Source organism: Kangiella sp. (assembly GCF_048265365.1).
In the GTDB taxonomy this organism is placed as follows: Bacteria; Pseudomonadota; Gammaproteobacteria; order Enterobacterales; family Kangiellaceae; genus Kangiella.
This window is the reverse complement of the sequence record NZ_JBLXBT010000001.1, coordinates 796534-823055: the sequence shown is the minus strand read 5'-3', so window position 1 is coordinate 823055 and position 26522 is coordinate 796534. Positions and strand designations below refer to the sequence as shown.

Annotated in this window: 21 protein-coding genes; 11 read left to right on the top strand and 10 right to left on the bottom strand. The window is 44.7% G+C overall.

The window, feature by feature from the left end:
• Positions 1 to 29 precede the first annotated feature (29 nt).
• Entirely contained in the window at positions 30 to 2735 is a 2706-nt protein-coding gene (acnA, locus tag ACN0VI_RS03925) for an aconitate hydratase AcnA (protein ID WP_417445839.1), read from the bottom strand.
• Between the two features lie 260 nt (positions 2736 to 2995).
• Here acnA and ACN0VI_RS03920 point away from each other — a divergent pair, with 260 nt between their 5' ends.
• Positions 2996 to 4102 (top strand): phosphoribosylaminoimidazolesuccinocarboxamide synthase, encoded by a 1107-nt coding sequence (locus ACN0VI_RS03920; protein WP_417445838.1) that lies wholly within the window; start codon positions 2996 to 2998, stop codon positions 4100 to 4102.
• Positions 4103 to 4145: 43 nt separating this feature from the next.
• Here ACN0VI_RS03920 and ACN0VI_RS03915 read toward each other — a convergent pair whose 3' ends face one another.
• Complete coding sequence (locus ACN0VI_RS03915; protein WP_331889516.1) at positions 4146 to 5318, bottom strand: YncE family protein; 1173 nt, start codon at positions 5316 to 5318, stop codon at positions 4146 to 4148.
• A gap of 107 nt (positions 5319 to 5425) precedes the next feature.
• Here ACN0VI_RS03915 and ACN0VI_RS03910 point away from each other — a divergent pair, with 107 nt between their 5' ends.
• A complete protein-coding gene (locus ACN0VI_RS03910; protein WP_331889514.1) occupies positions 5426 to 5797 on the top strand; it encodes a hypothetical protein in 372 nt (123 codons plus the stop codon).
• Positions 5794 to 7245, top strand: a complete 1452-nt coding sequence (locus ACN0VI_RS03905) for a hypothetical protein (protein WP_417445837.1) — start codon at positions 5794 to 5796, stop codon at positions 7243 to 7245. The genes ACN0VI_RS03910 and ACN0VI_RS03905 overlap by 4 nt, the downstream gene beginning before the upstream one ends.
• A gap of 200 nt (positions 7246 to 7445) precedes the next feature.
• On the opposite strand, the gene ACN0VI_RS03900 is transcribed toward ACN0VI_RS03905, so the two are convergent.
• The 5 genes from ACN0VI_RS03900 to ACN0VI_RS03880 all read right to left on the bottom strand — a co-directional run bounded on the left by ACN0VI_RS03900 (position 7446) and on the right by ACN0VI_RS03880 (position 11481).
• Positions 7446 to 8186: an NAD-dependent deacylase gene (locus ACN0VI_RS03900; RefSeq protein WP_331889510.1), complete on the bottom strand. Its 741-nt coding sequence runs from the start codon at positions 8184 to 8186 to the stop codon at positions 7446 to 7448.
• Positions 8187 to 8209: 23 nt separating this feature from the next.
• Positions 8210 to 8851 carry a dUTP diphosphatase gene (locus tag ACN0VI_RS03895; RefSeq protein WP_417445836.1) on the bottom strand — a complete coding sequence of 214 codons (642 nt, stop codon included), beginning with the start codon at positions 8849 to 8851 and terminating at the stop codon, positions 8210 to 8212.
• Between the two features lie 76 nt (positions 8852 to 8927).
• Complete coding sequence (gene djlA, locus ACN0VI_RS03890) at positions 8928 to 9743, bottom strand: co-chaperone DjlA (protein ID WP_417445835.1); 816 nt, start codon at positions 9741 to 9743, stop codon at positions 8928 to 8930.
• Positions 9740 to 10450: an N-acetylmuramate alpha-1-phosphate uridylyltransferase MurU gene (gene murU / locus ACN0VI_RS03885; RefSeq protein ID WP_417445834.1), complete on the bottom strand. Its 711-nt coding sequence runs from the start codon at positions 10448 to 10450 to the stop codon at positions 9740 to 9742. The genes djlA and murU overlap by 4 nt, the downstream gene beginning before the upstream one ends.
• Positions 10447 to 11481, bottom strand: coding sequence for an aminoglycoside phosphotransferase family protein (locus ACN0VI_RS03880; protein ID WP_417445833.1), 1035 nt, complete (start codon positions 11479 to 11481; stop codon positions 10447 to 10449). Before ACN0VI_RS03880 ends, murU begins: the two co-directional genes overlap by 4 nt.
• A 128-nt stretch (positions 11482 to 11609) precedes the next feature.
• On the opposite strand from ACN0VI_RS03880, the gene ACN0VI_RS03875 reads away from it, so the two are divergent.
• The 8 genes from ACN0VI_RS03875 (at position 11610) to ACN0VI_RS03840 (ending at position 22053) form a co-directional block, all read left to right on the top strand.
• Positions 11610 to 14000 (top strand): LPS-assembly protein LptD, encoded by a 2391-nt coding sequence (locus tag ACN0VI_RS03875; protein WP_417445832.1) that lies wholly within the window; start codon positions 11610 to 11612, stop codon positions 13998 to 14000.
• A 3-nt stretch (positions 14001 to 14003) separates the two neighbouring features.
• Positions 14004 to 15287 (top strand): peptidylprolyl isomerase, encoded by a 1284-nt coding sequence (locus ACN0VI_RS03870; RefSeq protein ID WP_417445831.1) that lies wholly within the window; start codon positions 14004 to 14006, stop codon positions 15285 to 15287.
• Positions 15284 to 16282: a 4-hydroxythreonine-4-phosphate dehydrogenase PdxA gene (gene pdxA, locus ACN0VI_RS03865; protein WP_417445830.1), complete on the top strand. Its 999-nt coding sequence runs from the start codon at positions 15284 to 15286 to the stop codon at positions 16280 to 16282. Before ACN0VI_RS03870 ends, pdxA begins: the two co-directional genes overlap by 4 nt.
• Positions 16283 to 16301: 19 nt before the next feature.
• On the top strand, positions 16302 to 17111 hold the full coding sequence (gene rsmA, locus ACN0VI_RS03860) for a 16S rRNA (adenine(1518)-N(6)/adenine(1519)-N(6))-dimethyltransferase RsmA (RefSeq protein WP_417445829.1): 810 nt from the start codon (positions 16302 to 16304) through the stop codon (positions 17109 to 17111).
• A gap of 89 nt (positions 17112 to 17200) precedes the next feature.
• A complete protein-coding gene (locus tag ACN0VI_RS03855; RefSeq protein WP_331893059.1) occupies positions 17201 to 17494 on the top strand; it encodes a PilZ domain-containing protein in 294 nt (97 codons plus the stop codon).
• A 483-nt stretch (positions 17495 to 17977) separates the two neighbouring features.
• Positions 17978 to 20293, top strand: a complete 2316-nt coding sequence (locus tag ACN0VI_RS03850; RefSeq protein WP_417445828.1) for a S8 family serine peptidase — start codon at positions 17978 to 17980, stop codon at positions 20291 to 20293.
• Between the two features lie 124 nt (positions 20294 to 20417).
• The gene (gene pyrE / locus ACN0VI_RS03845) at positions 20418 to 21059 is read left to right on the top strand and encodes an orotate phosphoribosyltransferase (protein ID WP_331893055.1); all 642 of its coding nucleotides are present in this window, start codon (positions 20418 to 20420) and stop codon (positions 21057 to 21059) included.
• Positions 21060 to 21087: 28 nt separating this feature from the next.
• Positions 21088 to 22053 (top strand): hypothetical protein, encoded by a 966-nt coding sequence (locus ACN0VI_RS03840; protein ID WP_331893053.1) that lies wholly within the window; start codon positions 21088 to 21090, stop codon positions 22051 to 22053.
• A gap of 10 nt (positions 22054 to 22063) precedes the next feature.
• On the opposite strand, the gene slmA is transcribed toward ACN0VI_RS03840, so the two are convergent.
• The 3 genes from slmA to coaBC form a co-directional block, all read right to left on the bottom strand.
• Positions 22064 to 22663 (bottom strand): nucleoid occlusion factor SlmA, encoded by a 600-nt coding sequence (gene slmA / locus ACN0VI_RS03835; protein WP_331893052.1) that lies wholly within the window; start codon positions 22661 to 22663, stop codon positions 22064 to 22066.
• Between the two features lie 43 nt (positions 22664 to 22706).
• Positions 22707 to 25124 carry a phosphomannomutase/phosphoglucomutase gene (locus ACN0VI_RS03830; RefSeq protein WP_331893051.1) on the bottom strand — a complete coding sequence of 806 codons (2418 nt, stop codon included), beginning with the start codon at positions 25122 to 25124 and terminating at the stop codon, positions 22707 to 22709.
• 102 nt (positions 25125 to 25226) lie between these two features.
• Positions 25227 to 26426: a bifunctional phosphopantothenoylcysteine decarboxylase/phosphopantothenate--cysteine ligase CoaBC gene (coaBC, locus tag ACN0VI_RS03825; RefSeq protein WP_331893050.1), complete on the bottom strand. Its 1200-nt coding sequence runs from the start codon at positions 26424 to 26426 to the stop codon at positions 25227 to 25229.
• Positions 26427 to 26522: the final 96 nt, after the last annotated feature.

Below are 26522 nucleotides of genomic sequence, written 5' to 3'. Positions count from 1 at the left end.
GTTATTGCTATTAACTCAGCGAGTTTCTATTACGCCTGATTAATAAACTGACGCAGCACATAGTGCAAAATGCCACCATTTTTGTAGTATTCCAGCTCAACGCGAGAGTCGAGACGTGAAACCGCTTCAAACTTGATGACTTTGCCAGACTCGTCATTGGCAACAGCTTCTACTTGAAGCGTTTGCCCTGTCGAAATCCCTTGATCCAAGCCGCGAATATTATAGGTTTCATCACCTCTCAAACCTAAGGTCTCAGCATCTTCACCGGGCTTAAACTGCAATGGAAGCACACCCATCCCGACCAGGTTGCTGCGGTGAATCCGTTCGTAGCTTTCTGCAATAACCGCTTTTATGCCAAGTAAGGTTGTCCCTTTGGCTGCCCAGTCACGCGATGAGCCGCTACCGTATTCTTTACCAGCTAACACTACCAGAGGTGTATTTGACTCCTGATATTTTGTCGCTGCATCAAATATGGTCGTGGTTTCGCCCGTTGGTATAAAACGTGTGTAACCACCCTCTTTGTCCACTAACTGGTTTTTAATTCTAACGTTAGCAAAAGTACCGCGCACCATCACCTCGTCGTTACCCCGACGAGAGCCATAAGAATTGAAGAGTCGTTTTTCAACACCTTTGCTCACAAGATACTGACCTGCGGGCGAGCTTTCTGGAAAGCCGCCAGCTGGCGAGATATGGTCGGTAGTAATCGAGTCGCCCAACTTAAGCAGAACTCGCGCGCCTTCAATATTGCCGGGCTGTTCGATCTCCGGTTTCAAACCCTTGAAGAATGGCGCCTGCTTGATGTAAGTGGACTTATCATCCCATTGGTAGACTTTGTCTTTTGAAACTTCCAGATTCTTCCACTGCTCATTACCTTCGAAAATCTCACCATAGTTTCTGGCATAGTCTTCAGGCGTTAAGACATCGCTCATGACTTTCTGGATTTCCTCATTCGACGGCCATAAATCTTTAAAATACACAGGCTTATCATCTACCGTGTAAGTCACTGGCTCGCTATCGAAATCAATATCAACACGACCTGCCAGCGCATAAATCACGACCAGCATTGGTGACATCAAAAAGTTCATCTTCACATCAGAGTGAACGCGTGCTTCGAAGTTTCGGTTACCTGACAATACCGATGATACGATCATGTCATTCTCTTTGACCGCTTTGCCGATTGCATCCGGCAGTGGGCCCGAGTTACCGATACAAGAAGTACAACCATAACCGACCAAGAAGAATTTCAGCGCTTCAAGATCATCCATCAGACCTGAGTGTTCCAGATAATCGGTGACCACTTTCGAGCCAGGCGCTAAAGACGTTTTAACCCAAGGCTTAACTTTAAGCCCTAAGTCATTGGCTTTTTTCGCTACCAGACCAGCGCCCAGCATGACGCTTGGGTTTGAAGTATTGGTACAGGAAGTGATTGCCGCGATCGCAATCGACCCATCATGCAACTGATAATCTTCGCCAGGGACATCAACTGTTTTAATAATACCTTTGTCGTTATCAGCAGGAGAACGCTCTTCAAGAAGCTGATACTTACGCCCGTAATTGAGTTCCATCAATGACTTGAACTTGGCTTTCAGGTTGGTCACTTCAATTTTGTCTTGTGGACGTTTAGGTCCGGATACGGTGGGTACCACCGAACTTAAGTCCAGCTCAACCACACTGCTATATTTGATTTGGTCTTCATCTTTACGCCACAGCATATTGTTTTTGCAATAAGTCTCAACGCGCTCAATGACCGCCTCATCACGATTAGTATCGCGCATGTAATCAAGGGTACGATCATCAATGGGGAAATAGGTTACAGTACAACCAAATTCTGGCGACATATTGGAAATGGTTGCGCGATCAGTCACCGTCAGGTTATCCAGACCATCACCAAACACTTCCACAAATTTACCGACCACACCGTGCTTACGCAGCAATTCGGTAATGGTCAGCACCATATCGGTGGCTGTTGTGCCTATCGGCAAATTACCAGTTAGTTTCAAACCCACGACTTCCGGCATTATGAAATAAATCGGCTGACCCAGAATGGCGGCCTCTGCTTCAATACCGCCAACACCCCAGGCGACCACACCAATACCATTAACCATTGGCGTGTGCGAATCAGTGCCGACCAAGGTATCAGGAAATAAAGCGCCATCACGCTCAACAATACCTTGCGCCAGGTACTCAAGATTGACCTGGTGACAAATCCCCATTCCCGGTGGTACTACAGTAAAATTATTGAACGCTGTTTGTGCCCACTTTAAGAACTGATAACGCTCGCGGTTCCGCTCATATTCCATCTCAATATTCTGCTCTAGAGATGTTTTACTACCGAAGAAATCCACCTGCACCGAATGGTCCACGACCAAATCAACCGGGATTAACGGGTTAATCTTTTTCGCATCCACGCCATGACGGCTTGCTTCCTGACGTACTGAAGCCAGATCGACAACCGCTGGCACGCCGGTAAAGTCCTGCATCAAAACCCGCGCAGGTTTATAGGGAACCTCCTCTTGCTTTGGAATAGGCTCCCAGTTCATTAGGGTGTCAATATGCTCATCGGTAACGCCCAGACCATCACGGTTACGTAGAGCGTTCTCTAAAAGAATTCGTATTGAAAAAGGAAGCTTGTTGATGGCATGACCTTGATCTTGTAAAGCAGTCAAACTCCAGATATCAAAAGCCTTTCCACCGACCTTTAATTGCTGCTTACAATCTGATGATATGTTGCTCATTATTCTCTCCCTATCCATTAATTGATCGTTAAATCAGACAGTTATATAACCATCACTATAACGCACTTCCTCCCCTGTTTGGAAATAAACCCTCGTAAAATGTGTGCTTATTATCCCTTTGTCATAGTTTTAATTTATCGGATGCAAAGTGCGCGAAAACTAGCCTATAGCATAGATTCTGGTATCATATGCGCTCTAAATTCACTCAGCCATTCCACAGCGAGACTGGCTTCGTAATTTCTGGAATAGGACACCTTGGTATGAGCCTTGCACAAAAAGTTTTAGCAGTTAACAACGACCTTCCCATTCGTACAAACCAACCTGTCCATAGCGGAAAAGTTCGTTCCGTTTATTGGCTCACTGAAGAAGACAGCAAACGGCTAATTAAAGAGCGTGGCTATAACGTAGCCGCTGACGCGCCACTGGCCATTATGGTCATCAGTGACCGCATCTCTGCCTTCGATGCCATCTGGCACGGTGAAGACGGTTTAAATGGCGTACCAGGTAAAGGTGCAGCGCTAAACGCCATCTCTAACCACTGGTTTAAACTGTTCCGTGAAAACGGCCTGGCAGACAGCCATATTCTGGAAATTCCACACCCATTCGTCTGGATCGTACAGAAAGCACGTCCAGTCATGATTGAAGCGATTGCCCGCCAATACATCACAGGTTCCATGTGGCGCGCCTACGCCAAAGGCGAACGTGAATTCTGCGGCATTCGAATTCCTGATGGCCTGCAAAAAGACCAGAAACTTGATGAGCTACTGATCACGCCATCAACCAAAGGTATTTTGAAAGGCATCCCAGGCGTACCTGAAGCAGACGACGTTAACATCACACGTCAAAACATTGACGACAACTATCAAGCCTTCAACTTCCGTAACCAACACGACATCGACTTGTACGAGAAGTTGTTGAAAGAAGGTTTCGACGTCATCAGCAGCGAACTGGAAAAATTAGACCAGATGTTCGTTGATACCAAATTTGAATTTGGCTATGTTACCGACAAAGATGGTAACGAAAAATTAATCTACATGGACGAAGTCGGCACACCCGATTCATCGCGCATCTGGGACGGCAAAGCATTCCGCGAAGAAGGCAAAGTGGTCGAAAACTCAAAAGAAGGCTTCCGCCAATTCTTGTTAAACCACTTCGAAGATTCAGACATTCTACTCAATAAAGATCGCATGGACGAACGTCAAGCGTTAGCTCGTGACAACGCCCTTCCTGTTGATGCCTTGATGGATGTTTCTAGAACCTACATCGGCATTGCTGAAAAGATTACCGGCAAGAAAATCGAATTGTCTGATAATCCTAAAGCAGAAATCGTTCAGATCTTAAAAGACGAATTTAAACTGGTTGATTAATCGGATATAACAAGTGGCGACTCTCACGAGTCGCCACTCTTAATTAATGTCCTGCAAGATGATTCCACTCGGGTAACAACACGATAGAGTTTGGATTGAAGCCATTGGCTTTAAAAGTATCAATCCTATGAGTTACCTCATTATTAACCATATCCACTACCGTTATTTCACCATCGCTCATCCCCGGTAAATTTATAAAGGAGTTTTGTACAAACCCTAAACTACCGTCTTTTGTGAAAGCAATATGGTGAGCCCCTTCGGCGGTCACATATGTTTTTACCAAGTTGGGTTTCGCGCTGTTTTCTGAAATATCAAAAACATGCACTTTTCCCGGTTTTGCAGTAGAAACATACAGAGTGTTTGCATCATCGCTAAAATAGATTTCAAGCGGCACTCCTGCTCCCTCAGTTGAAAAATCAAATACTTCAGCAGCATCAAAATCTTTCTTTTTCTCATCCCAAGTTAAGGTCCATAAAGTACCACCTTGCATATTTGTCACATAAGCAACAACAGGGTTGCTGTTGGGTACAAATAAAACTTCAACCGGCGCCTCGCCAGCAGGCTCTTCTTTGTTAGAAACCTTAATGGAATCCATCACCTTGTGGGTACTTGCTTCAATCACTGAAATATAATTACCAGCTTTTGTCATATCTGGACTGACCGTGCTGGTCACTAAAATTCGGTCAATATCATTATTAATTGCAATTCCATGTGGATAAGGTTTTGGCATTTTAAGCTCTTCCAACACCTTATCTGTTTTAGCATCTCCAACATAAACATTGTCTGAACCCATACAGGTTAGGTACCACTTGCTGTTATCGGCTGAAAAGACAACATCCTCACCCATCTTACAATTATCAAGCTGAATAACCTTAAGTCGATATGGGAATTTATTCATCTCCATAACCCGTAACTCACTCTTGCCAAGGGCAGTGATATAGGCTTTGGTCATTGTTTTGTCATAAAAGATATGATGTGCCACTAAGTCAGCGGGTAGGGGTATATCGACTAGGATTTGCCCAAAAGCATCTGATTTTGGGTCTACATCCATGACTGCGATACCTTCTTCCCTTTGTTGTGGTCCAGAAAGCTTAAGGGATTTCAATGAGTCTGCAGGCTTGCTCTCATAATTGATTAAGGCCAGTATTTCACCTTGGCTAGTGCTGGAATAGGCTCCAAGCACCACAATAATTACCGTTATAGCTAACTTAAACATAAACAACTCCTTGTTCTACTCTAAATGAGGAACTAATTACTATATCCTAAAGTGGTGCATTTCACCTCAAATTTGTTTATATTTTAACCAAGCAAAGGAGCTGTCATATGAAACTTTCATCCATAGTCGAAACTGCGTCCCTCACCCTACTCGTTTTAATACTTTCTCTAACCCCGATATCGCTTCATGCCGGGAATAAAACTGCCGATGTATTGGTCAATATTGTTCAAGGAAAGATAGAAGGCGTAGATACCTTAAGGTACAACCAAAACGAGAAGGTCGCGATTACAATCAATTCAGATAAACCTATGGAGCTTCATGTGCATGGGTATGATATTACTTTGAATTTAAAAGCAAACGAGTTGGCCATATTAGAGTTTGATGCAGTGACCGCAGGAAGGTTTGCGGTCACTCAGCATGATGCTCATGGCGGTGATAGTCATGGGGCTATTTTTTATATTGAGATTTACCCTGAATGAAGGTTCAGAGCGTTAAATTTACTTGTGTATTCTTAGCTGTACTCGGCATTAGTGCCTTAATTAGCGACCCTCTGTATGCTCACTCCTTTGGCGAACGATATGATCTTCCACTACCGTTATCCATGTATCTAACGTCAGCGGCTATAGTCGTACTGATTTCCTTTATAATCGCAGCAGTCTTTTTACGCCAATCAAAGCTTGTCAATCTATCACCCTCTATCCAGCTTAGCTGGTTCCTACCACCTGGTTCAATAAGTCGAAAAATCACTAAAGTTATTGTTCAGGTTCTTGGTGTCGCGCTATTTTTCTTAACATTATTAACAGCTTACTTTGGAGATAATGAGACCTTCAATAATTTCTCCCCGACATTTGTTTGGGTCATCTGGTGGGTTGGATTTACCTTTATCGTCGCTCTGATAGCCAATGTATGGCCAATTGTTAATCCTTGGCGAACGCTTGCACTGTGGAGTCGTGTATTTAAGGTAGAAAAGCGACGTCTATATCCCGAAAAGCTAGGTGCCTGGCCAGTGGTTATAACCTTTCTAATTTTTGCCTGGTTAGAACTCATAGCCGAAGGACCAGAAATACCCAATACACTCTTCTGGTTAATCCTAATCTACAGTTTATATACTTGGATAGGCATGGCTATTTTCGGGATCAACAACTGGTTACAAAACGCCGATCTTTTCAGTCATTTTTTCAATCTATTCGGTCGCTTCTCACTTTTCAATCTAGAAAGTAATAATATAACACTTCGTGTCCCTGGCTCCGGACTTGCTCATGACAAGCCATTACACTTTTCTGAAACATTCTTTGTGATCTTACTTCTTTCAACTGTATCTTTTGACGGGATTTTAGAAACACCATTATGGAAAGACCTGCTCAGTTATATTTCAGAAAATCAATTAATAAGGCCATTACTAATAGAACTACAAGCCAGTGGCGTGGATATCATAATATTGACCAAGAGCTTGGCCCTATTAATCATGCCGTGCCTTTTATTAGTGGTTTTTTTAATGTTTTGTTATCTAAGCGTTAAAGCTGGAAGAAGCAAAATGCAACTAACAGTTGCTGCAGGACATTACGTATTATCACTGGTTCCAATTGCGCTGGCATATCATATAGCTCATTACATTTTTTACTTAATGATTGCAGGACAACAAATCATTCCTCTTGCTTCTGATCCATTTGGTTACGGATGGGATATTTTTGGGACTCAAAATTATGCTATAGATATCGGAATGATCAACGTTAAAACGGTTTGGTTTATCTCCATATACGCAATCATAATTGGACATGTTATAGGAGTCGTACTAGCTCACTATTCAGCAATAAAGATTTACCAAAACCACAAACAAACGCTAATGAGTCAAATCCCACTGCTATTGTTAATGATTGCCTATACCATGCTAAGTCTATGGATCTTATCTCAACCAATCGTAGAGTAATGTCTGACTTATAAGAGCATGCATGGAGCCATCGAATAGTTGAATCAGTCTTGCTGAACAGCACCGTAAAGATAATTTAATGATTGATTAAAATGTTTTTAATATTATTTAAATAGTTACTCGATCCTGCGGCAAGTGTCGGAAGGAAATACACGTGGAGCACCCTAAAGGAGGTGCCTCGGATATCACAAGATGACAGATCATATATTAAAGCGCTTAAAAACCTCTCCCGCCTTACCTGCGATCTGATAATCCACCACTGAGCTATTGGTTGGATCTGGGTTTATCTCTAACACTTTTGCGCCTTGACTTTTAGCCAGTGCTGCGAGTCCTGCAGCGGGATAGACCTGGCTGGATGTTCCTACTGATAGAAAGAGGTCACAAGAATAAGCTGCGCTTTCTGCTTCGCGCCAGGCTTGTTCGGGAAGGGCTTCGCCAAACCAGACGACAGAGGGTCTAACCTGGCCGCCACAATAAGTACACTCGGGAACAGCCTCTAACCCTTCAACGGATGCTTGGTGAATTTGGTTGCATTGCAAGCAATGGTTATGCCAGATATTACCGTGTAGTTCAGTAACAGGACTTGAGCCTGCTTTTTGATGCAGTCCATCGACATTTTGGGTAATTAAGCTGACAAGCTGATTGCCGTCTTGATGTGATCTTTGTTGCCAGCGCGCTATGGCAAGGTGGGCTGGATTAGGCTCTTTATCTTTGTTGACGTCTCTTCGCCATTGATACCATTGCCAGACGGTTTGCGGATCGTTGAGGAAACCATCAATACTGGCTAGTTGCTGTGGGTCATATTGGCTCCACAGTCCTTTACCCTCTTGTGCATCGCGAAAAGTGGCGATGCCACTTTCAGCGGAGACACCGGCGCCTGTTAAAATACAGACACGTTTGGCGTTTTCTATAAGATCGAGAACTTCCTGCTCGATTTCCATTGAGCTATTTTTTCTATAGCAGGTTATTTACTATCAGGACGTGGATAATTATCCGCCAATTCCTGATAAAGCAGATGTCTGAAATCTTCTTCTGAAGAATCCAGCTTATTCAGAATTTCGACCAAAACTTCATTGTCTTCACGGCCATCCCATTCTTTGATGTAGGTACCTTCTTTATAGCCTTTATCCTGACGGAAAAAGTTTAAGGTATTTTTACCCACATAACTTTTAAATAGCTCTTCAAATGGCATCTCCATTTGCTGCATACAACCGGCGAAACTGGCGCCATCAAAATGTTGGTACATTACAGCCTGAGCTGCCATCGTTTCAAGCGTTTGTTTAAAGTCATCTTTAACTTTTGGCTCTAACATTTCATTGGCAAGCTCTTCAGCAATGGCTTCGAACGAGGTTTCACCATCAATACGCGAACTTAAACCAAAGTGAAGAATATCCACCAGCTCCATCTTCACCTGATCCGCATCCGGCTTTTGATGTTTCCACCATTTCCAACCGTAGTGCTCCAACATTTCGGCACATTCAATCCAGATCGCGCGATACCATTCGAAACCTTGTTCGAACCACTGTTCATTCACTTTGGCATTCATGGCGTTTTGCATTTCAAGCATCACTGCAATTTGTCTAATCATGGTGTGTTTATCTGGCATAACATTTCCTTAAATACTTTATAAACTCCCCGCTATTGGGGAATGACAATACCTAACTGTCGATCACACATTCAAACTACCAGTTTTTATGGCGTTTAATCAATTCGTAGGCTGCTTTAATTTCCTGCGTTTTTTCAGTTGCCATCTTAATCATCTGTTCTGGCAACCCTTTAGCTACCAGTTTATCAGGATGATGCTGCGACATCAGCCGACGGTAAGCACGTTTTACGCTTTGCTGGTCATCGCTGGCTTTAACACCGAGCACTTGATAGGCCTGCTCAACACTGGGCCCGCTCACATCTGCCTGGCTATATCCACCGTGATGCTGCCCGCCCTGCTGTTGCGAATGTTGATAAAACCTTTGCTGAGCCTGCACCATTTTGATCAGCTGGTCAATCATGAAGGCTGCAAAGCCAAGCGACTTGCCGACATAATGCAAAACAGCTCTTTCGCGTTCGTGCACAATGCCATCGGCCATCGCCATGCTGATCTGCACTTCCATAAACATCTGCATTAAGTTGCGCCGTCTGTGACACTCGCGCTTAAATTGCTCCAACACGCCATTCAGATCAAAGTCCTGCGCTTTGCCCTGGCTAAATAAGTCAACCGCCAATTTGCGCGCAGTCTGATCAAGACCCATTCGACGCATCACTTCTTCGGCATGGCGAATTTCTACTTCTGTGACGCGCCCATCGGCTTTAGCGATATGCCCCATCACCGAAAAGGTTGCGGTAAAGAATGCCGCCTGCACACGTTCCTGCGAACCTGGCTCTAAATGCTCTTCACCTTTTTTATCAATTTGATGGCCAACCACACCACCCAAAATCGCACCGATAGGGCCGCCAAGCGAAAAGCCAATGACACCACCCAGTAATTTTCCAAACCAAGTCATACGTTTTTATCGTTCTCTAAGTTAAATTCAATGGTTTTCAGTTTACGCTGAAAACTTTCGTTTAGTTTCTGCAAACGTTCAGGCGTTCCAATATCGTGCCAGCGCCCCTGATATAACTCATAGGTCACTTCATCCTGCTCCATCAACTGACGCAAGATCGGGCCTAATGGAATCGCCTCATCTTCAGGCAAGTCCGCAAACACCTTGGGGTGATAAACGCCCACTCCTGAGAAAGTCAGTTTAGGTTCGCCTTCTGACTTCACCTTGCCACCTTCGGTAACACAAAAATCACCTTCTGGATGATGCTCTGGGTTTGGCACTAAAACAATGTGTGCGCTCGCCTCAGGTTCTTTTGCAATAGGCGTATAGTCGATGTCAGTCCAGACATCGCCATTGACCACGATAAAAGGTTCGTTTTCAAAAAAATCTAACGCTTTGCGAATGCCACCGGCTGTTTCCAGTGCCTGCTCTTCGGGTGAGAAGCTCAGGTTCACGCCCCAATAAGCACCATCGCCCAAGTATTCAGGAATCAGCTCACCGAGCCATGAGGTATTAATAATAATATCGTCAATGCCCGCTTCTTTGAGCGCTTCGATATGCCACTCAACAAGTGCTTTGCCATTGACTTTAAGTAGTGGCTTGGGTCGCTCATCCGTCAGCGGACGCATCCGCTCGCCGCGACCAGCCGCCAATATCATGGCTTTCATACACCGACCCCTAATGCATCTTCTTCAATACGCTTACGATAGAGCGGCATAATGGTGTCTTGTAACCACTGATGGAAATTAGCCATTTCAGGATATTTTTCTGCTTGCTGAAGTATATAGTTGAGGGTCAGTGGGATATCTTTCAAGTAACCCGCTTTGCCGTCCCGGAAATTCAGGCGCGAAAAAATGCCAGCAACCTTGATATGGCGCTGTAGGCCCATCCAGTCGAACCATTTCAGAAAGGTTTGTTTTTCGAGTGGAAACGGCGACTGCTCAATAAAATAGTCAATCCAGTCCAGCACTTTGTCCTGCGGCCATTGGATATAGCAATCACGCAGCAATGACAATAAATCATAGGTTATTGGACCATAAACCGCGTCCTGGAAATCAATAATGCCGGGCTCCTGCCCTTCGATATACATGATATTTCTAGAATGATAATCGCGATGCACAAATACTTGCGGCTGTTCCAGTGCGCTGACCGTCAGTTGCTCGAAAGTCTTGTCCAGTAACTGATGTTCCTGCTCCGACAACGGATAATTCAGATAACGACCTAAAAACCACTCACGAAACAACTCCATCTCAGTATTCAATAGAGTGCTGTCATAAGCAGGAAGTGAATCGGCATTATCAATCGACTGCATGGTGACCAGGCTATCAATTGCGCTTTTATACAGAACATCAGCACTTGGAGCCGATTCGGAAGGATTGAGTAGTAGTGGCAAGTACAGCTGGTCGCCTAAATCTGACAGCAACATAAAGCCATCAGCAAGGTCGTAGGCCAATACCTGCGGGGCATTGACTACTTTGAGCATATCAGCAACTTTAATGAATTGTTCGGAGTTTTCGTGCTCTGGTGGCGCATCAACGCAGATCCAGCTTTGCTGGTCATTGCCCCAGCGAAAATAACGGCGGAAGCTGGCATCACCGGACACCATGCTCCATTGCAGTGTTGCAACATGAGGATTCAGAGTGCGAATTTTGGCGTATGCCCAGAATTTAAGAGCTTCTTGTCGGCTATCTTTTTCCATTATAGGTTTTCATTCTTGCAAATAAGCGTTTATCATTGTGCCATTCTATCACTTGGTCACTTTCCGCGCCTTGAAACCTATGTAACAAAGCGTTGGTGGCGAATAGCGGAAGGTAAAATAACGGATACATGGTAAGCAAGAAAACTCCTTGGGTACACCCTTTTTTAGCGACTGGCTTCCTGTTTGCGGCATCTTCTGTGCCGGCGCTTGCCTTGGCTGCTGAAAATCAAACCGTCACGCAGGAAACTCTTTCAGAAGAAGCTCTTTCAGAAAATAACCTCTCTGAGCAAACCCTTATTGAGCAGACCGAAGAGAATGACTTAGTCAGTAAAGATGTTGGCTTTAAGTTTCCAGAGTTCTACACCTGCCCTAGTGAGCCGATGGAGCCTATTCGTTATCAAGCTGTTCGTAATGAAGAAACCGGTCCAATTCGAGTCTATTCTGATAGCGCCGTGCGCGAAGGTGATAGAGCCTACTTAAATGGCAATGTGGTGGTCACTCAAGATGGCCAGCAACTGACTGCCAATAGCCTGACAGCCGACAACCTGACGCAAAGTTACCGAGCGGAAGGCGACTTATTATTCACTAATCAGAATTTCGTGGTCGGTGCTGATAACCTGAGCTTCCAGGCTCTACAAGGTAAAACTGAAATCAGCAACACGCGTTTTCACCTATACAGCAACAATGGTAACGGCTCAGCGGAGACCATTACCATTGATAACAACCAGGTTTTAACCCTTTCGGACTCTGAATTTTCTACCTGCCCGACCAATCAACGAAGCTGGGCTTTTGAGTCCGACGAAATTGTTATTGATCGGGAAAGTGGCTGGGGCAAAGCTTACAACAGTGTCGTTAAAGTGGCGGATGTGCCGGTATTCTGGCTACCCTACATTACATTCCCAATTGATGACCGTCGCAAAAGCGGAATCTTGCCACCATCATTCAGTAACTCAGATCGCAATGGCCGCGATATTAGTGTGCCTTATTATTTTAATCTGGCACCCAATTATGATTTAACGCTCACTCCGCGCTACATGACCTCACGCGGTTCCATGCTGGGTTCAGAGTTTCGCTATTTAACGGAAGACAGCAATGGCGAACTGTTTTTCGAATATCTGCCTAACGATAAAGACCCCAATGCATTGGGTGATAAGCGTTGGCAATACGAAGTTCAACACTTGACCGACCTTGGCGATGACTGGACCACCGGCATCAATGCCCGCAACGTCAGCGATGATGGCTATTATCAGGACTTTGGCGGCAGTTTGGAAAACAGTAACCAGGATATTTTATCGCAGAACTTATATGTTCAACACCGCAGTAAGGACTGGTTTTTCCGCACTGAGTATAAAGATTGGGAATTGCTGAATAGTCCGGTAGAGCGTTATACCATCGCCCCACGCATACAAATGACTCGCTTTTTCGAGCCAGATGAAAACGGCTTCCATGCACAAATTCACAGCGAGCTGACTCGATTCGATAAAGATAATGAGATTACCGCCAACCGCTATCATTTTGAGCCATCTATTGGCTGGAGCCATGAAACCTTATACAGCTTCTTCCGCCCACAGGTTAAATATGCAGTAACCCACTATCAGCAGAAAGATCTCACTGGCAATGTCGACCACTTAACTCGTACATTGCCTACCGCCTCTGTGGATACGGGCCTGTATTTCGAGCGCTTTATGGATGTGGATGATGAACGCTATACCCACACCCTGGAGCCGAGACTGTTCTACCTTTATACGCCCTACGAAGCACAAAGTGATATTGGTATCTATGACACCAGCTTGCCCACCTTCAACTTTACTCAACTGTTTAACACCAACCGATTCAGCGGAATTGACCGCATTGGTGACGCCAATCAAATCAGCGGTGCATTAACCAGCCGAATCCTAGACTCTGAAGGACGCGAAAAGGTTTCCATGTCATTAGGTCGAATTGTCTATTTGGCTGATCGTCAGGTGCAACTGATAGACACCACAGACCGAGAGACTGAAAAGCAGTCGGGGCTACTTGCCGAAGTCAACTGGCGCTGGACCGACTCGCTTGAAGTGAAATCGGTTGTAGAATGGGATGATCAGACCAACGATACCACTCATGGCTTGATCAATTTGCACTACGAACCAGAACCTAACCACATTATCAATTTAGGCCACCGTTACCGCGAACGCCTGGATAGAAGGCAGGAAGAAGCAGAGCTGGCTTTTGCCTGGCCGATCAAAGATAATTGGCGCCTTTTAGGCCGTTACAACCAAGATTTGGTGGAAAATCGAACCAATGACTCCTTTCTTGGTCTAGAGTATGAGTCATGTTGTTGGGCAGTGCGTTTAGTGGCACGACGATACTTGAATATTCAGCTCGATAGTGAAGGATTTATCTTGCCGGGGCAAAGCGATGAACATAACTCCGGCGTCTTTTTACAGTTTGTCTTAAAAGGGATTGGTAGTCTGCGCGGCAGTACCACAGAGTTTTTAGAAGACAGCATTTACGGTTACGAAGATTTATTAGGCAAATAATCTATGATTCTTAAAAAAGCATTAATTGGTTTTACTTTATGCCTTGCGGCATTTTCTCTACAGGCAGAAGTCATTGATAAAGTTATTGCGCATGTGGATGAAGATGTGATTCTGCAAAGCGAGCTTAATCGCAAAGTAATTCAAGCTAAGCAACAAATTCGTTCACGCGGCGGGCAATTGCCTCCTGAAGATATTCTACGCAAAGAATTGCTTGAGCAGCTTATTATTCAAAGCTTGCAATATCAGATGGCCCAACGCTCTGGCATGCAACTTCAACCGGCTGAACTACAGCAGTATGCAGCTCAAGTCGCACAAAATAGTGGCATGACGCTGGATGAGTTCCGCTTGAATCTGGCACAGCAAGGAATTTCTTATGAACTATTCCTGGCTGACTTGCGCAAAGAAATTTTGACCGGTCAATTGCGTGATGCTTTTGTGTCTCGCCGGATAAAAATCAGTGACAAAGAAATAGACTCGGTCATTCAATCCATGAATGCACAAAACCAGGTCGAATATCATCTTGGACATATCCTGATTTCAGTACCTGAAGATGCGGATGAAGACACTGAAAACCAAGCTAAACAAAAAGCTATAGCAGTCATGAAAAAACTTAAAGCTGGTGCAGACTTTACTGAAACTGCGAAAGCTGTTTCAAATAGCCCTGACGCACAAGAAGGCGGTGATTTTGGCTGGCGTACAGAAAGCAACATGCCTACACTATTCGCTAATGTGGTGAGCTTCTTGGATACCGGCGATGTTTCACAGCCAATTCGCAGTCCTTCAGGTTTTCATATCCTAAAGATTAAAGACAAGCGTGGCGAGCAGCAGCATTTAGTTCAGCAAACCAACTCTCGACACATCTTAATCCGCCCTGACGCTATCACTACCGAAGAAGACGCTAAACAGCAGTTACAAAATATTCGTCAACGCGTGCTTGCAGGCGAAGCAGACTTTGGGGACGAAGCAAAGAAACACTCAGATGACCCGGGCTCAGCAAAACTTGGCGGTGAGCTAGGTTGGAATAACTTGGGTGTGTATGACCCAGTATTCGAACAGACCTTAGCAGGGCTTGACGATAATGAAATCAGCGAACCATTCCAGTCTAGTTTTGGCTGGCATATCGTTCAGCTTCTTGGCCGTCGCACCAATGATCAAACTGATGCGATGAAACGCCAACAAGCTATGCGCATTCTACAACAGCGTAAGTTTGGCGAAGAAGTTGAAAACTGGATTCGCGAATTACGCGACGAAGCTTACGTTAAGAAAATTGTGGAAGAAGACGCTTGATCCAACCGGCACGAATTCTGATTACGGCAGGGGAACCTGCCGGGATCGGCCCTGAAATTATCGTCAAACTGGCACAACTGCCTCACAGTGACCAACTGATTGTCTGCGCCTCTCCAGCACTTCTTAAAGATACCGCCCAGCAATTAAACCTTCCTCTGCAACTTACCGAGTTTAATGCCAATGAAACAGTCCTCGCTCATCGAAGCGGTCACCTTTGGCTGGTTCCAGTTGATCTAGAGTCCTCTGTGGCACCCGGTAAACTTGATCAGGCTAATGCTGCTTATGTGATTAACACTCTTGAAACAGCGCATAAGCTGGCCTTCAATGGTACGGTTGATGCCATTCTTACTGGCCCGGTTCACAAGGGCATTATTAATCAATCAGGTTTAACCTTCACTGGGCACACTGAATTTTTTGCAGAGCAAAGCAATGTCAGCAAAGTAGTTATGATGCTGGCGACCGAAGGATTACGAGTAGCTCTAGCGACTACTCACTTGCCATTAAAAGATGTTCCTGATGCCATTACGCCTCAATTGTTGCATGAAGTTATTGAGATTCTTATTGGCGAGCTACAGTACAAGTTTGCCCTTAAGCGCCCTAAGATTTTAGTCTGTGGATTGAACCCTCATGCTGGCGAAGATGGACATTTAGGGCGCGAAGAAATTGATACCATTATTCCGACTCTCGAAAAGATGCGCACTCAGTTCGATGCCGAGCTGATTGGCCCTATTCCCGCTGATACCGCCTTCCAATCCAAATGGTTAGAGCAGGTGGATACCGTTTTGGCAATGTACCATGACCAAGGCCTGCCGACTTTAAAGTACAAAGGGTTCGGCAATGCCATTAATCTGACTCTCGGGCTGCCTTATATTCGCACCTCAGTTGACCACGGCACAGGTCTGGATATTGCAGGACAAGGCTTTGCTGATATCGGTAGCATGCAATATGCGCTACAATTCACTCAGCAATTGATTCATAACAGCAAATCGAACTAATCACTTAAGTTACTAACTCATGGCAAAATCTCGTATGGTTCAGGGTCATCAGGCCCGCAAACGTTTCGGTCAGAATTTCCTCTCAGACAATCACTATATTCAGCGTATTGTTGAGTCGATTGCTCCCCAGGCTAGTGACCGACTGGTTGAAATTGGCCCAGGTCTTGGAGCTATAACCGAACACTTGGTCGATAAGGTTTCCGAGCTGCATGTGGTTGAACTCGATCGCGATCTTATTCCGCGCTTAGAGCAAAAATTTGGCCAACATAATAATTTCACAATCCACCATAGTGACGCGCTTAAGTTCGACTTCAGCCAACTAGCCAATAGTGAACAAATCCGAGTCGTCGGTAACTTGCCTTACAATATTTCAACACCACTGATTTTCCATCTTCTCAATCAACGTGAAAGCATCAAAGATATGTACTTCATGTTGCAAAAAGAGGTGGTAGAACGCATTTGCGCCCAACCAGGTACCAGCTCATACGGCCGCTTAAGCGTTATGACTCAATACTACTGTCAGGCCGACCTGTTGTTTCTGGTCCCGGCCGGGGCTTTCCAACCTCCCCCTAAAGTCGAGTCTGCGATTGTCCGATTACAACCTTACGATCAACTCCCTTTTCCGGTTGAAGATGCAAAGCTCCTGAACCACATCGTTACCGCCGCATTTGGCCAACGCCGCAAGACCTTGCGTAACAGCCTGAAGAACTTTATTGATGAATCCGGCTTAGAGCAACTGGATATCAAATCCACCGAACGAGCAGAACAACTTTCGTTGGCTCAATTTGTAGATATTTGTCGTCAAGTGGAGTTAAATCAAGCAGATTAAGTGCTTGTTTGATCAAGAATTTTGCCCCTTTACAGCATAAGCGACTTTGATTATTATGGAACTTATGGAAATCACTCAAGGATATGAGTATGAAACCTAACACAGTACCTTATATGGAAGATGCACGTCGTTTTTACCGCGTAACTGTTCACCTGCCAGTGGCTGTTCGCCAGCATGATTCGCAGGTATTTCTAACAGAAAGCCTCGACATTTCAGAAGGTGGCGTTCTCATCAAAAACAATCTCGGCGATAGAGTCAATTCAGGCGATGTAGTTAAGGTTCATATTGAAGGCATCCTCGGTGAGGACGAAAGCAAGATGATTCTACATGCCATGCGTATTGTTCGAATTGATGACGAGAAGATTGCGCTGGAATTTGTATAAACACTCGCTTCTACACACAACATTTCACAAAAATCACCCGCTCCAGAGAAGTGTACCGACCATATCTCGCTTGGTCGTTGACAGAGGTATTGACACAATTTACCTTCCCATTTTCAGAGAAATGTAGATTTAGGCAGTCTATAACCTGTCCTGAATTATAAAAAAATAACTAATGCAAAAATGCATTGTTGATATTCACTCTTGCCTCTCCTTTTAAAAGCATACACGACAGAAAACTATAAAATACGATACATAGCGATACATTTGAGCTATAACTGGCTGATTATTGAGCGTTCGAAACATTTTTATGAATAAATAAAACTAATCATTTGACCAAGCTAAACTAATGCGTTAGTTTTATTGCCGGAACTCATCGTACCAAGGACAGTTGTACTAACTTACCTGTCTGAGGGCGATGAGTTTTTTGCATCTAAAATACACAAAACCATTGCCAATATGGAGTAATGGGTAGGGGGAGACAAAATGTCCTTTAAAATCAATATGGCTTGCGCAGCTACCTTGTTAGCACTTGGCGTGTCTGCCAATGCGAATGAGTCAGCACTGACTTCAACTGAAACCACCGCTGGCGGCGGTAACAAAGCAAAAGAGCGTGTTATCGTTAAATTCCGTCCCGGACAAGGCAATGCTATGAAAGCACTTGCTCAACAAACTGGCGGCAACCTGAAAGTTGATTTACCGCAACACCGAGCTTTTGCTATAGAAGTTCCAGTACAAGCTCTGCCAGGCCTGCGTAAAAACCCGAATATTGAGTACGTGGAAACCGACCAAAAACGACACTTCTCGTCTACTAACTTAAACACTGTTCAAATTGAGCCTTGGGGCATCTCCCGCGTTGAAGGGGATATTGTTTCAGATAACAACGGCGGTAACCGTAGCGTCTGTATTATCGATTCTGGCTACGATATCAATCATTCTGACTTGAGCTCGAACAACGTATCAGGTACTAACAACTCAGGAACCGGTAATTGGTATGAGCCCGGTGGCTCACACGGTACTCACGTTGCCGGTACTATTGCTGCGGTAAATAATGGTTCTGGTCTTGTCGGCGTCCTACCTAACGGTAATCTTAACCTGCACATTGTTAAAGTCTTTAACGAAAGTGGCTGGGGTTACTCCTCAAGCCTGATTTCTGCTGTAGATACATGTGTTAACGCTGGCGCCAATGTCATCAACATGAGTCTTGGTGGAAGCGGTTCATCGACTACAGAAGGCAACGCCTTTGCGAACCACTACAATAATGGTGTTTTAAGCATTGCTGCTGCTGGTAATGGAGGGGACACATCTCATTCATATCCTGCTTCCTACGATACTGTAGTATCGGTCGCCGCGCTGGATTCAACCAATCAGCACGCTAACTTCTCACAACGCACCGATCAAGTAGAACTATCCGGCCCGGGTGAGGCCATCTTGTCGACTGTAGGTATTGGTGATGGTTACTTGGGCCAACTCGTAGTAGGCGGCACTGATTATTTCGATAACGGCGTTGTGCCACAAAACTTTTATAACAGCAGCTTAGAGTTCGACAATAGCGCAAACGTTGGCTCTGCTTCAGGCACGCTGGGTGTCTGTTCAACATCAGGAACCAGCTATAACTGTCCAAGTATGGTCGGCAAAGTGTGTTTAGTTGAGCGTGGTGAGAACCAGGCAGACAATACCAGCTCGACAGAAAATAATTACCCGGAATACCGTGCAGTTGACGCTTGTATGGATGCGGGCGCAGCAGGTGTTGTTGTTTACAGTAATGCAGCACGTCCAGGTTTGCAGCATCCATTCTTAATCGACTTCAATAGCAAGATTGGCAATACGCCAGTCGTTTCAGTTGACCGAGCTACCGGTCTTGAACTTGCTAATCGAGCGGGTCAGAGCGTAACCATGTCTAAAGACGGAGGCCAGAATTGGTCATACTACAACGGCACCTCTATGGCCTCTCCACACGTGGCTGCAGTAGCGGCTTTAGTTTGGAGCCACCATTCAAGTTGTAGTGCAGCAGAAATTCGTAACGTATTGCAAAATACTGCTCAGGATGTAGATGCTGCCGGTCGTGATAACAAAACTGGTTTTGGATTAGTTAAAGCTAAAGCCGCAGTAGATTACATTACCAATAACGGTTGTGATGGAAATGGCGGCGGCAATGAGCCACCACCAAGTGATGATGCACTGGAAAATAATGTTGCTAAAATTTTCTCCGGCGCTAGAAACACAGAAACTCGTTTCACCTTCGAAGTGCCATCTGATGCAACCGATGTAAACTTTGATATGTCAGGCGGTTCTGGCGATGCAGATCTGTATGTGAAATTTGGTAGTGAGCCGACAACATCCAGCTACGATTGCCGCCCTTATAAAAATGGTAATAGCGAAAGTTGTAACTTTACAGCACAGACCGGCACTTACTATGTCATGGTTTATGGATACAGCGCCTATGCTGATGTAAGCCTGGTAGCTAGCCACAATGGCGGCGGCAGTTCACAGCCACCTGCTGGCGGTAGCTTAAGCGAAAGCAACCTTAGCGGAACCTCAGGAAGCTGGAAGCATTTCAGCATTGACGTTGGTGCTAATATGAGTGCTCTTGATATTGCCATGAGTGGTGGTTCAGGTGATGCCGATTTATACGTTAGGCATGGTAGCCAACCCACAACTTCTAGTTATGATTGTCGCCCATATAAAAATGGTAACAGCGAAAACTGTAACTTCAGCAATCCTGCAGAAGGTACTTGGTACATTAGTATTCGTGGTTACACGTCCTATTCGGGCGTAAACTTGGAAGCTGTTTGGGAATAAATCCTGAATAACTTGTTCCATACCTATATTGGGCAGCTGCGGCTGCCCTTTTTTATGGCCCTGTTTTTTTTAACTCGAACAAGCTATTATTAGCGCCATATTCCATTCGAAACTACATTCACTCATGCAAGATTACCAAAAGCAATTTATTGAGCTGGCACTTAGCAAAAACGTCCTTAAATTTGGTGAATTCACTCTTAAGAGTGGACGTTTAAGCCCTTATTTTTTTAATACAGGCTTGTTTGACAGTGGCTATGACCTTGCTCAACTTGGTCGTTGCTATGCACAAACCATTGTTGACCAGAAGATCTCCTTTGATCTGTTATTTGGGCCAGCTTACAAGGGCATCCCACTGGTAAGCACCACCTCTGTCGCCCTGTCAGAACATCATAATATCAATACCCCATACAGCTTTAACCGCAAAGAAAAGAAAGACCATGGTGAAGGGGGTAATATTGTCGGTAGCACACTGCATGGTAAAGTCTTAATTATTGACGATGTCATTTCAGCGGGAACAGCAATTCGTGAGTCCATTGATATCATTAAAGAAAGTGGTGCAGAACCTTGTGGTGTATTAATCGCACTGGATCGACAGGAGCGCGGTCAGGGTGAACTATCAGCCGTTCAGGAAGTCGAACGTGATTACGGTATCCCAGTCTACTCTATTATCAAGCTCGCCGATCTCATCAACTATTTGCAGCACAACACAGAATTTGGCAGTTTCTATGATAAAGTACTTGAGTATCGTCAAACTTACGGCGTTTAGCCACAGTATTTAATCTCACTGGAGTTTTATGAAAAAATACCTGCTTCTTTTTTTATCCCTGTTGCTTGTTAGCCAGGTTGCTTTAGGCAAAAACTTTTATCGCTACAAAGACAGCAATGGTCGCCTGATCGTTAAAGACTACCTTCCTTCAGAAGCGGTCACTGTCGGTTATGATGTCGTCAACGAAGAAGGCCGGGTACTAGAACGAGTGCCTGCTGCATTGACAGCTGAAGAAAAAGAAGCTGAGCTAATCAAACAAGAGCAGATGGAAGCATTGCAGAAGAAGCAGATGGAAGAAAGGCGTCGTGATATTTTATTGATTCGCCAATATAAAACGACAGAAGATATTCAGAGAACGGAAAAGAATCAAACCGCAGCTTTACGGGCCAATATTGATCTGCTTGATGGACATAACTCAAGCCTGACTAAAAAGCTTGAGCAGCTACAGGGACGTGCCGCAGACTTTGAGCGTCAAGGCAAAGCCGTGCCGAAAAATATCTTGAATGAAATCGAAGCAACCAAGTCTCAAATAGAAACCAACAAAGCATCAATAGTCAGGTATGAAGATAAAATTAAAGCAATCGAAGCACAGTTTCAAAAGGATCTGATTCGCTTCAAAGAACTCCAGGCACTACAGTTGATTGAGCGTAATCGTAGCAATGGCAATAGCGCCAGCAATAGCTCAGTTTACAGTTGCCCAGATAAACCAGCCTGTGATAAAGCTTGGAAGTTCGCACAAATATTTGCCCATGAGAATGCTTCTAACAAGCTGGAAATCGTTACTGATACATTGATTGTTACAGGCAAGGCACAAAGTGATAATCAAATATCTTTATCGATTACCCGTATCCCAGGCGAAGCTGACAGTATGCAAATCGTTATGGAAGTAGGTTGTCACACCTCGGAAGCGGGGACCAAGCTTTGCAGCAGTCAGGAAGTGATTAGTCTAAAGAATCAATTTATCAACTACCTGACTGAAAGAGAAAGCTTATAATAAGGTTAGTTTAGTTAGACTCTAAATAAACTAAGCCGAGCAGTAATGGCCATTGCTGCTCCCAACTCGCCAATGGCGATTGTAAGAAGTCAGTTCTAACATACTGCTGAATACGACCTTCAACAATTGCCATCAATAAATTAGCGCGACTAGCAACATCCGGGGTAAACTTGCCACTAACCGCGACTTCATGCTGCCGTAACTGTTGTTTAAGCTGCGTTTCAATGCGATTAAATAACTGACTAATCCGCCCTCTCAAACGCTCATGCTCACCAGCCAAAGCTTCGCCAGTCAGTAAACGACATATTCCAGGGTTTCGACTGGCAAAGGTCAGGACCAACGTCATAATCTGATAGCATTGTTCACGAATGTCTTCCTGCTCTTTGCTAATGCGGTTAACTCTCGAGAATAATGCTTCCTCAGTAAATTCAATTAACCCTTCAAACATTCTCGCTTTACTTGGGAAATGGCGATACAACGCAGCCTCTGAAACACCAACCTCCTGAGCTAGTTTTGCCGTAGTAATTCTCTCCCCTGGACCTTTCTCTAACATCAAAGCTAAAGCTTGTAAGATCTCTTCTTTTCGCTTGGAATTTTTTTTGGTTGTCATAATACTCTCTATATCTTTTCAAACTTGTATTGATGTAAATGCATCAAAAGTTAACTTTCAACTTCGGTGCTATCGCTAATAGCTGCTCCCTCAACAGTGTCTTAACTTGTTCTAGCCCCTCGCTGGAATCTGCTTCAAATTTAACCACTATGCTCGGCGTCGTATTCGAAGCTCGAGCTAATAACCAGCGATCAGGGTATTCGACACGAATACCGTCAATCGTCGAGATTCGTCCCTCACCAAACTGAGCTTTCTTAATTAAGACCTCAATCAATTTGAATTTAATTTTATCAGCAACTGGCACATTGATTTCTTCAGTTTCCAGGCTTTGTGGTAACGGCTCAAACACCTCGGCCAATGACCGTGGATCTTTACTGAGAATCTCCAACAAGCGAGCTGCCGCGTATAAGGCATCATCAAAACCATACCAGCGTTCTTTGAAATAAATATGACCACTACCCTCACCACCCAGCTGCGCACCCGTTTCCTGCATCTTGGCTTTCATTAGTGAGTGGCCCGTTTTCCAGATAATCGGATGTCCACCATGTTTAGTAATGATTTCTGGCAGATGGCGCGTGCACTTAACATCGTAAATAATTTCAGCACCATTTTTACGCGACAGTACATCCATCGCAAACAACATCATCAGACGGTCAGTCCAAATCACATTACCCTGATTATCGATAACACCTAACCTGTCACCATCACCATCAAAGGCTAAACCAACATCCGCTTTTTCCTGCAATACCATCGCAATAACATCCTGCAGATTTTTAGCATGGTTGGGATCGGGATGATGATTAGGGAAATTGCCATCGATGGTGGTGTGCAGGCCGATCACATCACAACCCAGAGCCTGAAATAAGCGTGGTGCAATATTACCTGTCACTCCATTACCGCTATCAATAACCAGCTTTAATGGTTTATCAACCTTAACGTTAGAGGCAACCTCTTCAAGATATTGTTGTTCAATTTGATGTTCAGTAACCTGGCCGTTGCCACTTAAGAAATCTTGCTCGCGAATTCGCGTATAAAGTGCCTTTACATCTTTACCATGCAGGGTTTCTCCCGCTAGAACAATTTTAAGGCCATTATGGTTGCTCGGATTATGACTACCTGTCAGCATCACTCCAGAGTGGGTGTCCAGCTTGTGAGTGGCAAAATAAAGTAACGGTGTTGGCACCATTCCCAGATCGATAACGTCACGTCCACTATCAACTAAACCTTGTTTTAGTGCTTCATGCAGATCTGGACTTGAAAGCCGGCCATCTCTGGCTACCACCACATTTTGCTCACCACGTGAATAAGCCTCACTGCCAATTGCCAATCCTAACGCGTACACGACACCAGCATCAAAATCCTTATCCACTCGTCCACGAACATCATACTCACGGAATATATCCGCACTAATTTCGTGGCTAATAGTTTCTAAGTCATAATCTCCATTACTTAGGGAGGCTTGTTTTTCCGGCTTGGCTGACTTTTCCTCTTCTCCAGCTTCATCTTCAATATCCAGTCCGCTTTCTTCCACTTCCTCACTCTGTACTTCTTCAACCGGCTCTTTAAGACCAGCGACTCGACGGTAACTTGAAGCCATATCATTAAAGAACTTAAGGCTGAAGTTATTTGGCATGTGCTGATCATCAATGCCCTGAATAAAATCACGAGCATCCTTATTTAATAAACGCTGTAGACTCAGCATCGGCATTAAAGCTGCAATTAACAGCGCTATAACAGCGCCCAACATTAATAGAATAGGCAGTAGACCAGCTGTCGCCAGGAAGTTACCCGTACCTTGCCAGAAGGCTATCGACCAATTAGCACCAAACGCTGGCGAAACAACTAAGGGTTGACCTGCACCTGGATTAGTACCCACCGACGCTATGGTGTGATGTGTCCCGGCAAAGCTCTGACGCAATTCAAAATAGGTTCCCGGGTCAGCAGTTCCCAACAGACCCACCATCTCACTAGGTTTAACGGTAACCATTACTACTCTTTGAGCATTTAGCTTATGGACAAAGGCAACATAAGAAGGCTGTCCCTTGTTCAAAATCAGCTCAGGAGGAACATTCGCACCTGCAAAGGATTTGCCAAGTAAGTCCACCACCACATGGGTCACAACTGGACGACTGTCCAGATTGACCTGAAAATCTTCGGGAGAAAAGAATTGAATCTGATCAGCTTGTGGGATCGAGGCTTTTAAGTCACGAACTAACTGGGCTTCATCAGTGTCACCGCCACTTTGGCTAGCGACAGAAATAGTGCTTTGGATTTGATTAATCTTTTGCTCGATGAGATCAGCGCGCTCTTCAATCTGCGAACCGATTAATTGCTTTGCTTGTACTTCAAGTGGCTGCTGGATGCCGAGATAATACAGCACGGCCCCAACCACACACAATAAAGCCAAGCCAATAATTAGTGGTAGTAGAAAAAAGCTAACCAGACTTTTACCTTTCCCCATGCATCCCCCTTATAGATCCTTCGCGGTCTCATTGTTTGCATTGATGAAGCAAAGAGCTGATAACAACACTGATCAGTCATCTCAACCGTAACAGCCGATAAACTATTTTAAACCAGGTAAGAAACTCACCAACTGTTGTGCTATCACTGTTTTCAGCGCAGGCCCTAATTGCTCTACCTGCATTGCTCCATTATTTTTATAGTAAACACTCACTTCATTATTGTCACTTGAAAATCCAATATCTTTGCGGCTAACATCATTAGCACATATAACATTTATGCCTTTCTTGGCCATCTTAGCTTCTGCATATTCTTCGATATTGTTAGTTTCTGCTGCGAAACCGACACAAAATGCTGTATTTTGCTCCGCAGCCCACTTCAGAATATCCGGGTTCTGGGTCAACTCGACGGTTAAGCCATTATCAGATTGTTTCTTTAGCTTTTGCGTAGCAGTTTCTTTCGGACGGTAATCCGATACCGCCGCACAGGCTACAAAAGTATCGATACCTTTAAACTCACTTTGTACAGCTTCAAACATTTGCTGTGCTGTTTGTACGTCGATACGCTTGATTACAGCGCTAGCTATCAGGTTCACAGGCCCCGTCACTAGAATCACCTCAGCACCGGCCTTAGCTGCTGCTTCAGCAATAGCAAATCCCATCTTGCCTGAACTTCGGTTAGCTAGATAACGCACAGGGTCGATAGGCTCCACCGTTGGGCCTGCTGTAATCAACCAGCGTTGGCCTTGTAATGGTTTGTCGTTGAAGTGATCATCAATTCGGTTTAATAAATCGGCAGGTTCCAACATTCGACCAGGACCGACATCGCCACAGGCTTGATCACCCTCGTCTGGCCCCCAAATCTCGAAGCCTTTCTTGATAAGTTGCTGAACATTATTCTGAGTAGCAGGGTTTGCCCACATCTGCTGATTCATGGCAGGCGCTACAGCAATTGAGCTGTTAGTAGCCAAACACAGAGTCGTCAATAAATCATCAGCCATACCGGCGTTGAGGCGCGCCATAAAATCGGCAGAGGCTGGCGCAATAATAATAAAGTCCGCCCACCGGGCTAACTCGATATGACCCATCGCTGCTTCAGCGGCAGGATCGAGTAAATCATGATGAACAGGATTTCCACTGAGCGCCTGCAGCGTCAAAGGTGTGATAAAAGCTTGTGCGCCTTTCGTCATCACAACCCGTACTTCAGCACCTGCTTTTTTCAGGTTACGACAAAGCTCCGCACTCTTGTACGCAGCGATACCACCAGTAATGCCCAGAAGGACTTTTTTTCCTTGCAACTTCATGCTAACCGATTGATTTAACTTAACTTATAATATTTGGCACAGTTTACGCCTTTACGCACAAAATTTATAGCGAAAATCCTAATTACAGTTTTGCAC

Excerpts from the sequence above, each read along its gene's own strand:
- acnA (WP_417445839.1), bottom strand. The coding sequence starts at position 2,735 with ATGAGCAACATATCATCAGATTGTAAGCAGCAATTAAAGGTCGGTGGA.
- ACN0VI_RS03920 (WP_417445838.1), top strand. The coding sequence starts at position 2,996 with ATGAGCCTTGCACAAAAAGTTTTAGCAGTTAACAACGACCTTCCCATT.
- ACN0VI_RS03915 (WP_331889516.1), bottom strand. The coding sequence starts at position 5,318 with ATGTTTAAGTTAGCTATAACGGTAATTATTGTGGTGCTTGGAGCCTAT.
- ACN0VI_RS03910 (WP_331889514.1), top strand. The coding sequence starts at position 5,426 with ATGAAACTTTCATCCATAGTCGAAACTGCGTCCCTCACCCTACTCGTT.
- ACN0VI_RS03905 (WP_417445837.1), top strand. The coding sequence starts at position 5,794 with ATGAAGGTTCAGAGCGTTAAATTTACTTGTGTATTCTTAGCTGTACTC.
- ACN0VI_RS03900 (WP_331889510.1), bottom strand. The coding sequence starts at position 8,186 with ATGGAAATCGAGCAGGAAGTTCTCGATCTTATAGAAAACGCCAAACGT.
- ACN0VI_RS03895 (WP_417445836.1), bottom strand. The coding sequence starts at position 8,851 with ATGCCAGATAAACACACCATGATTAGACAAATTGCAGTGATGCTTGAA.
- djlA (WP_417445835.1), bottom strand. The coding sequence starts at position 9,743 with ATGACTTGGTTTGGAAAATTACTGGGTGGTGTCATTGGCTTTTCGCTT.
- murU (WP_417445834.1), bottom strand. The coding sequence starts at position 10,450 with ATGAAAGCCATGATATTGGCGGCTGGTCGCGGCGAGCGGATGCGTCCG.
- ACN0VI_RS03880 (WP_417445833.1), bottom strand. The coding sequence starts at position 11,481 with ATGGAAAAAGATAGCCGACAAGAAGCTCTTAAATTCTGGGCATACGCC.
- ACN0VI_RS03875 (WP_417445832.1), top strand. The coding sequence starts at position 11,610 with ATGGTAAGCAAGAAAACTCCTTGGGTACACCCTTTTTTAGCGACTGGC.
- ACN0VI_RS03870 (WP_417445831.1), top strand. The coding sequence starts at position 14,004 with ATGATTCTTAAAAAAGCATTAATTGGTTTTACTTTATGCCTTGCGGCA.
- rsmA (WP_417445829.1), top strand. The coding sequence starts at position 16,302 with ATGGCAAAATCTCGTATGGTTCAGGGTCATCAGGCCCGCAAACGTTTC.
- ACN0VI_RS03855 (WP_331893059.1), top strand. The coding sequence starts at position 17,201 with ATGAAACCTAACACAGTACCTTATATGGAAGATGCACGTCGTTTTTAC.
- ACN0VI_RS03850 (WP_417445828.1), top strand. The coding sequence starts at position 17,978 with ATGTCCTTTAAAATCAATATGGCTTGCGCAGCTACCTTGTTAGCACTT.
- pyrE (WP_331893055.1), top strand. The coding sequence starts at position 20,418 with ATGCAAGATTACCAAAAGCAATTTATTGAGCTGGCACTTAGCAAAAAC.
- ACN0VI_RS03840 (WP_331893053.1), top strand. The coding sequence starts at position 21,088 with ATGAAAAAATACCTGCTTCTTTTTTTATCCCTGTTGCTTGTTAGCCAG.
- slmA (WP_331893052.1), bottom strand. The coding sequence starts at position 22,663 with ATGACAACCAAAAAAAATTCCAAGCGAAAAGAAGAGATCTTACAAGCT.
- ACN0VI_RS03830 (WP_331893051.1), bottom strand. The coding sequence starts at position 25,124 with ATGGGGAAAGGTAAAAGTCTGGTTAGCTTTTTTCTACTACCACTAATT.
- coaBC (WP_331893050.1), bottom strand. The coding sequence starts at position 26,426 with ATGAAGTTGCAAGGAAAAAAAGTCCTTCTGGGCATTACTGGTGGTATC.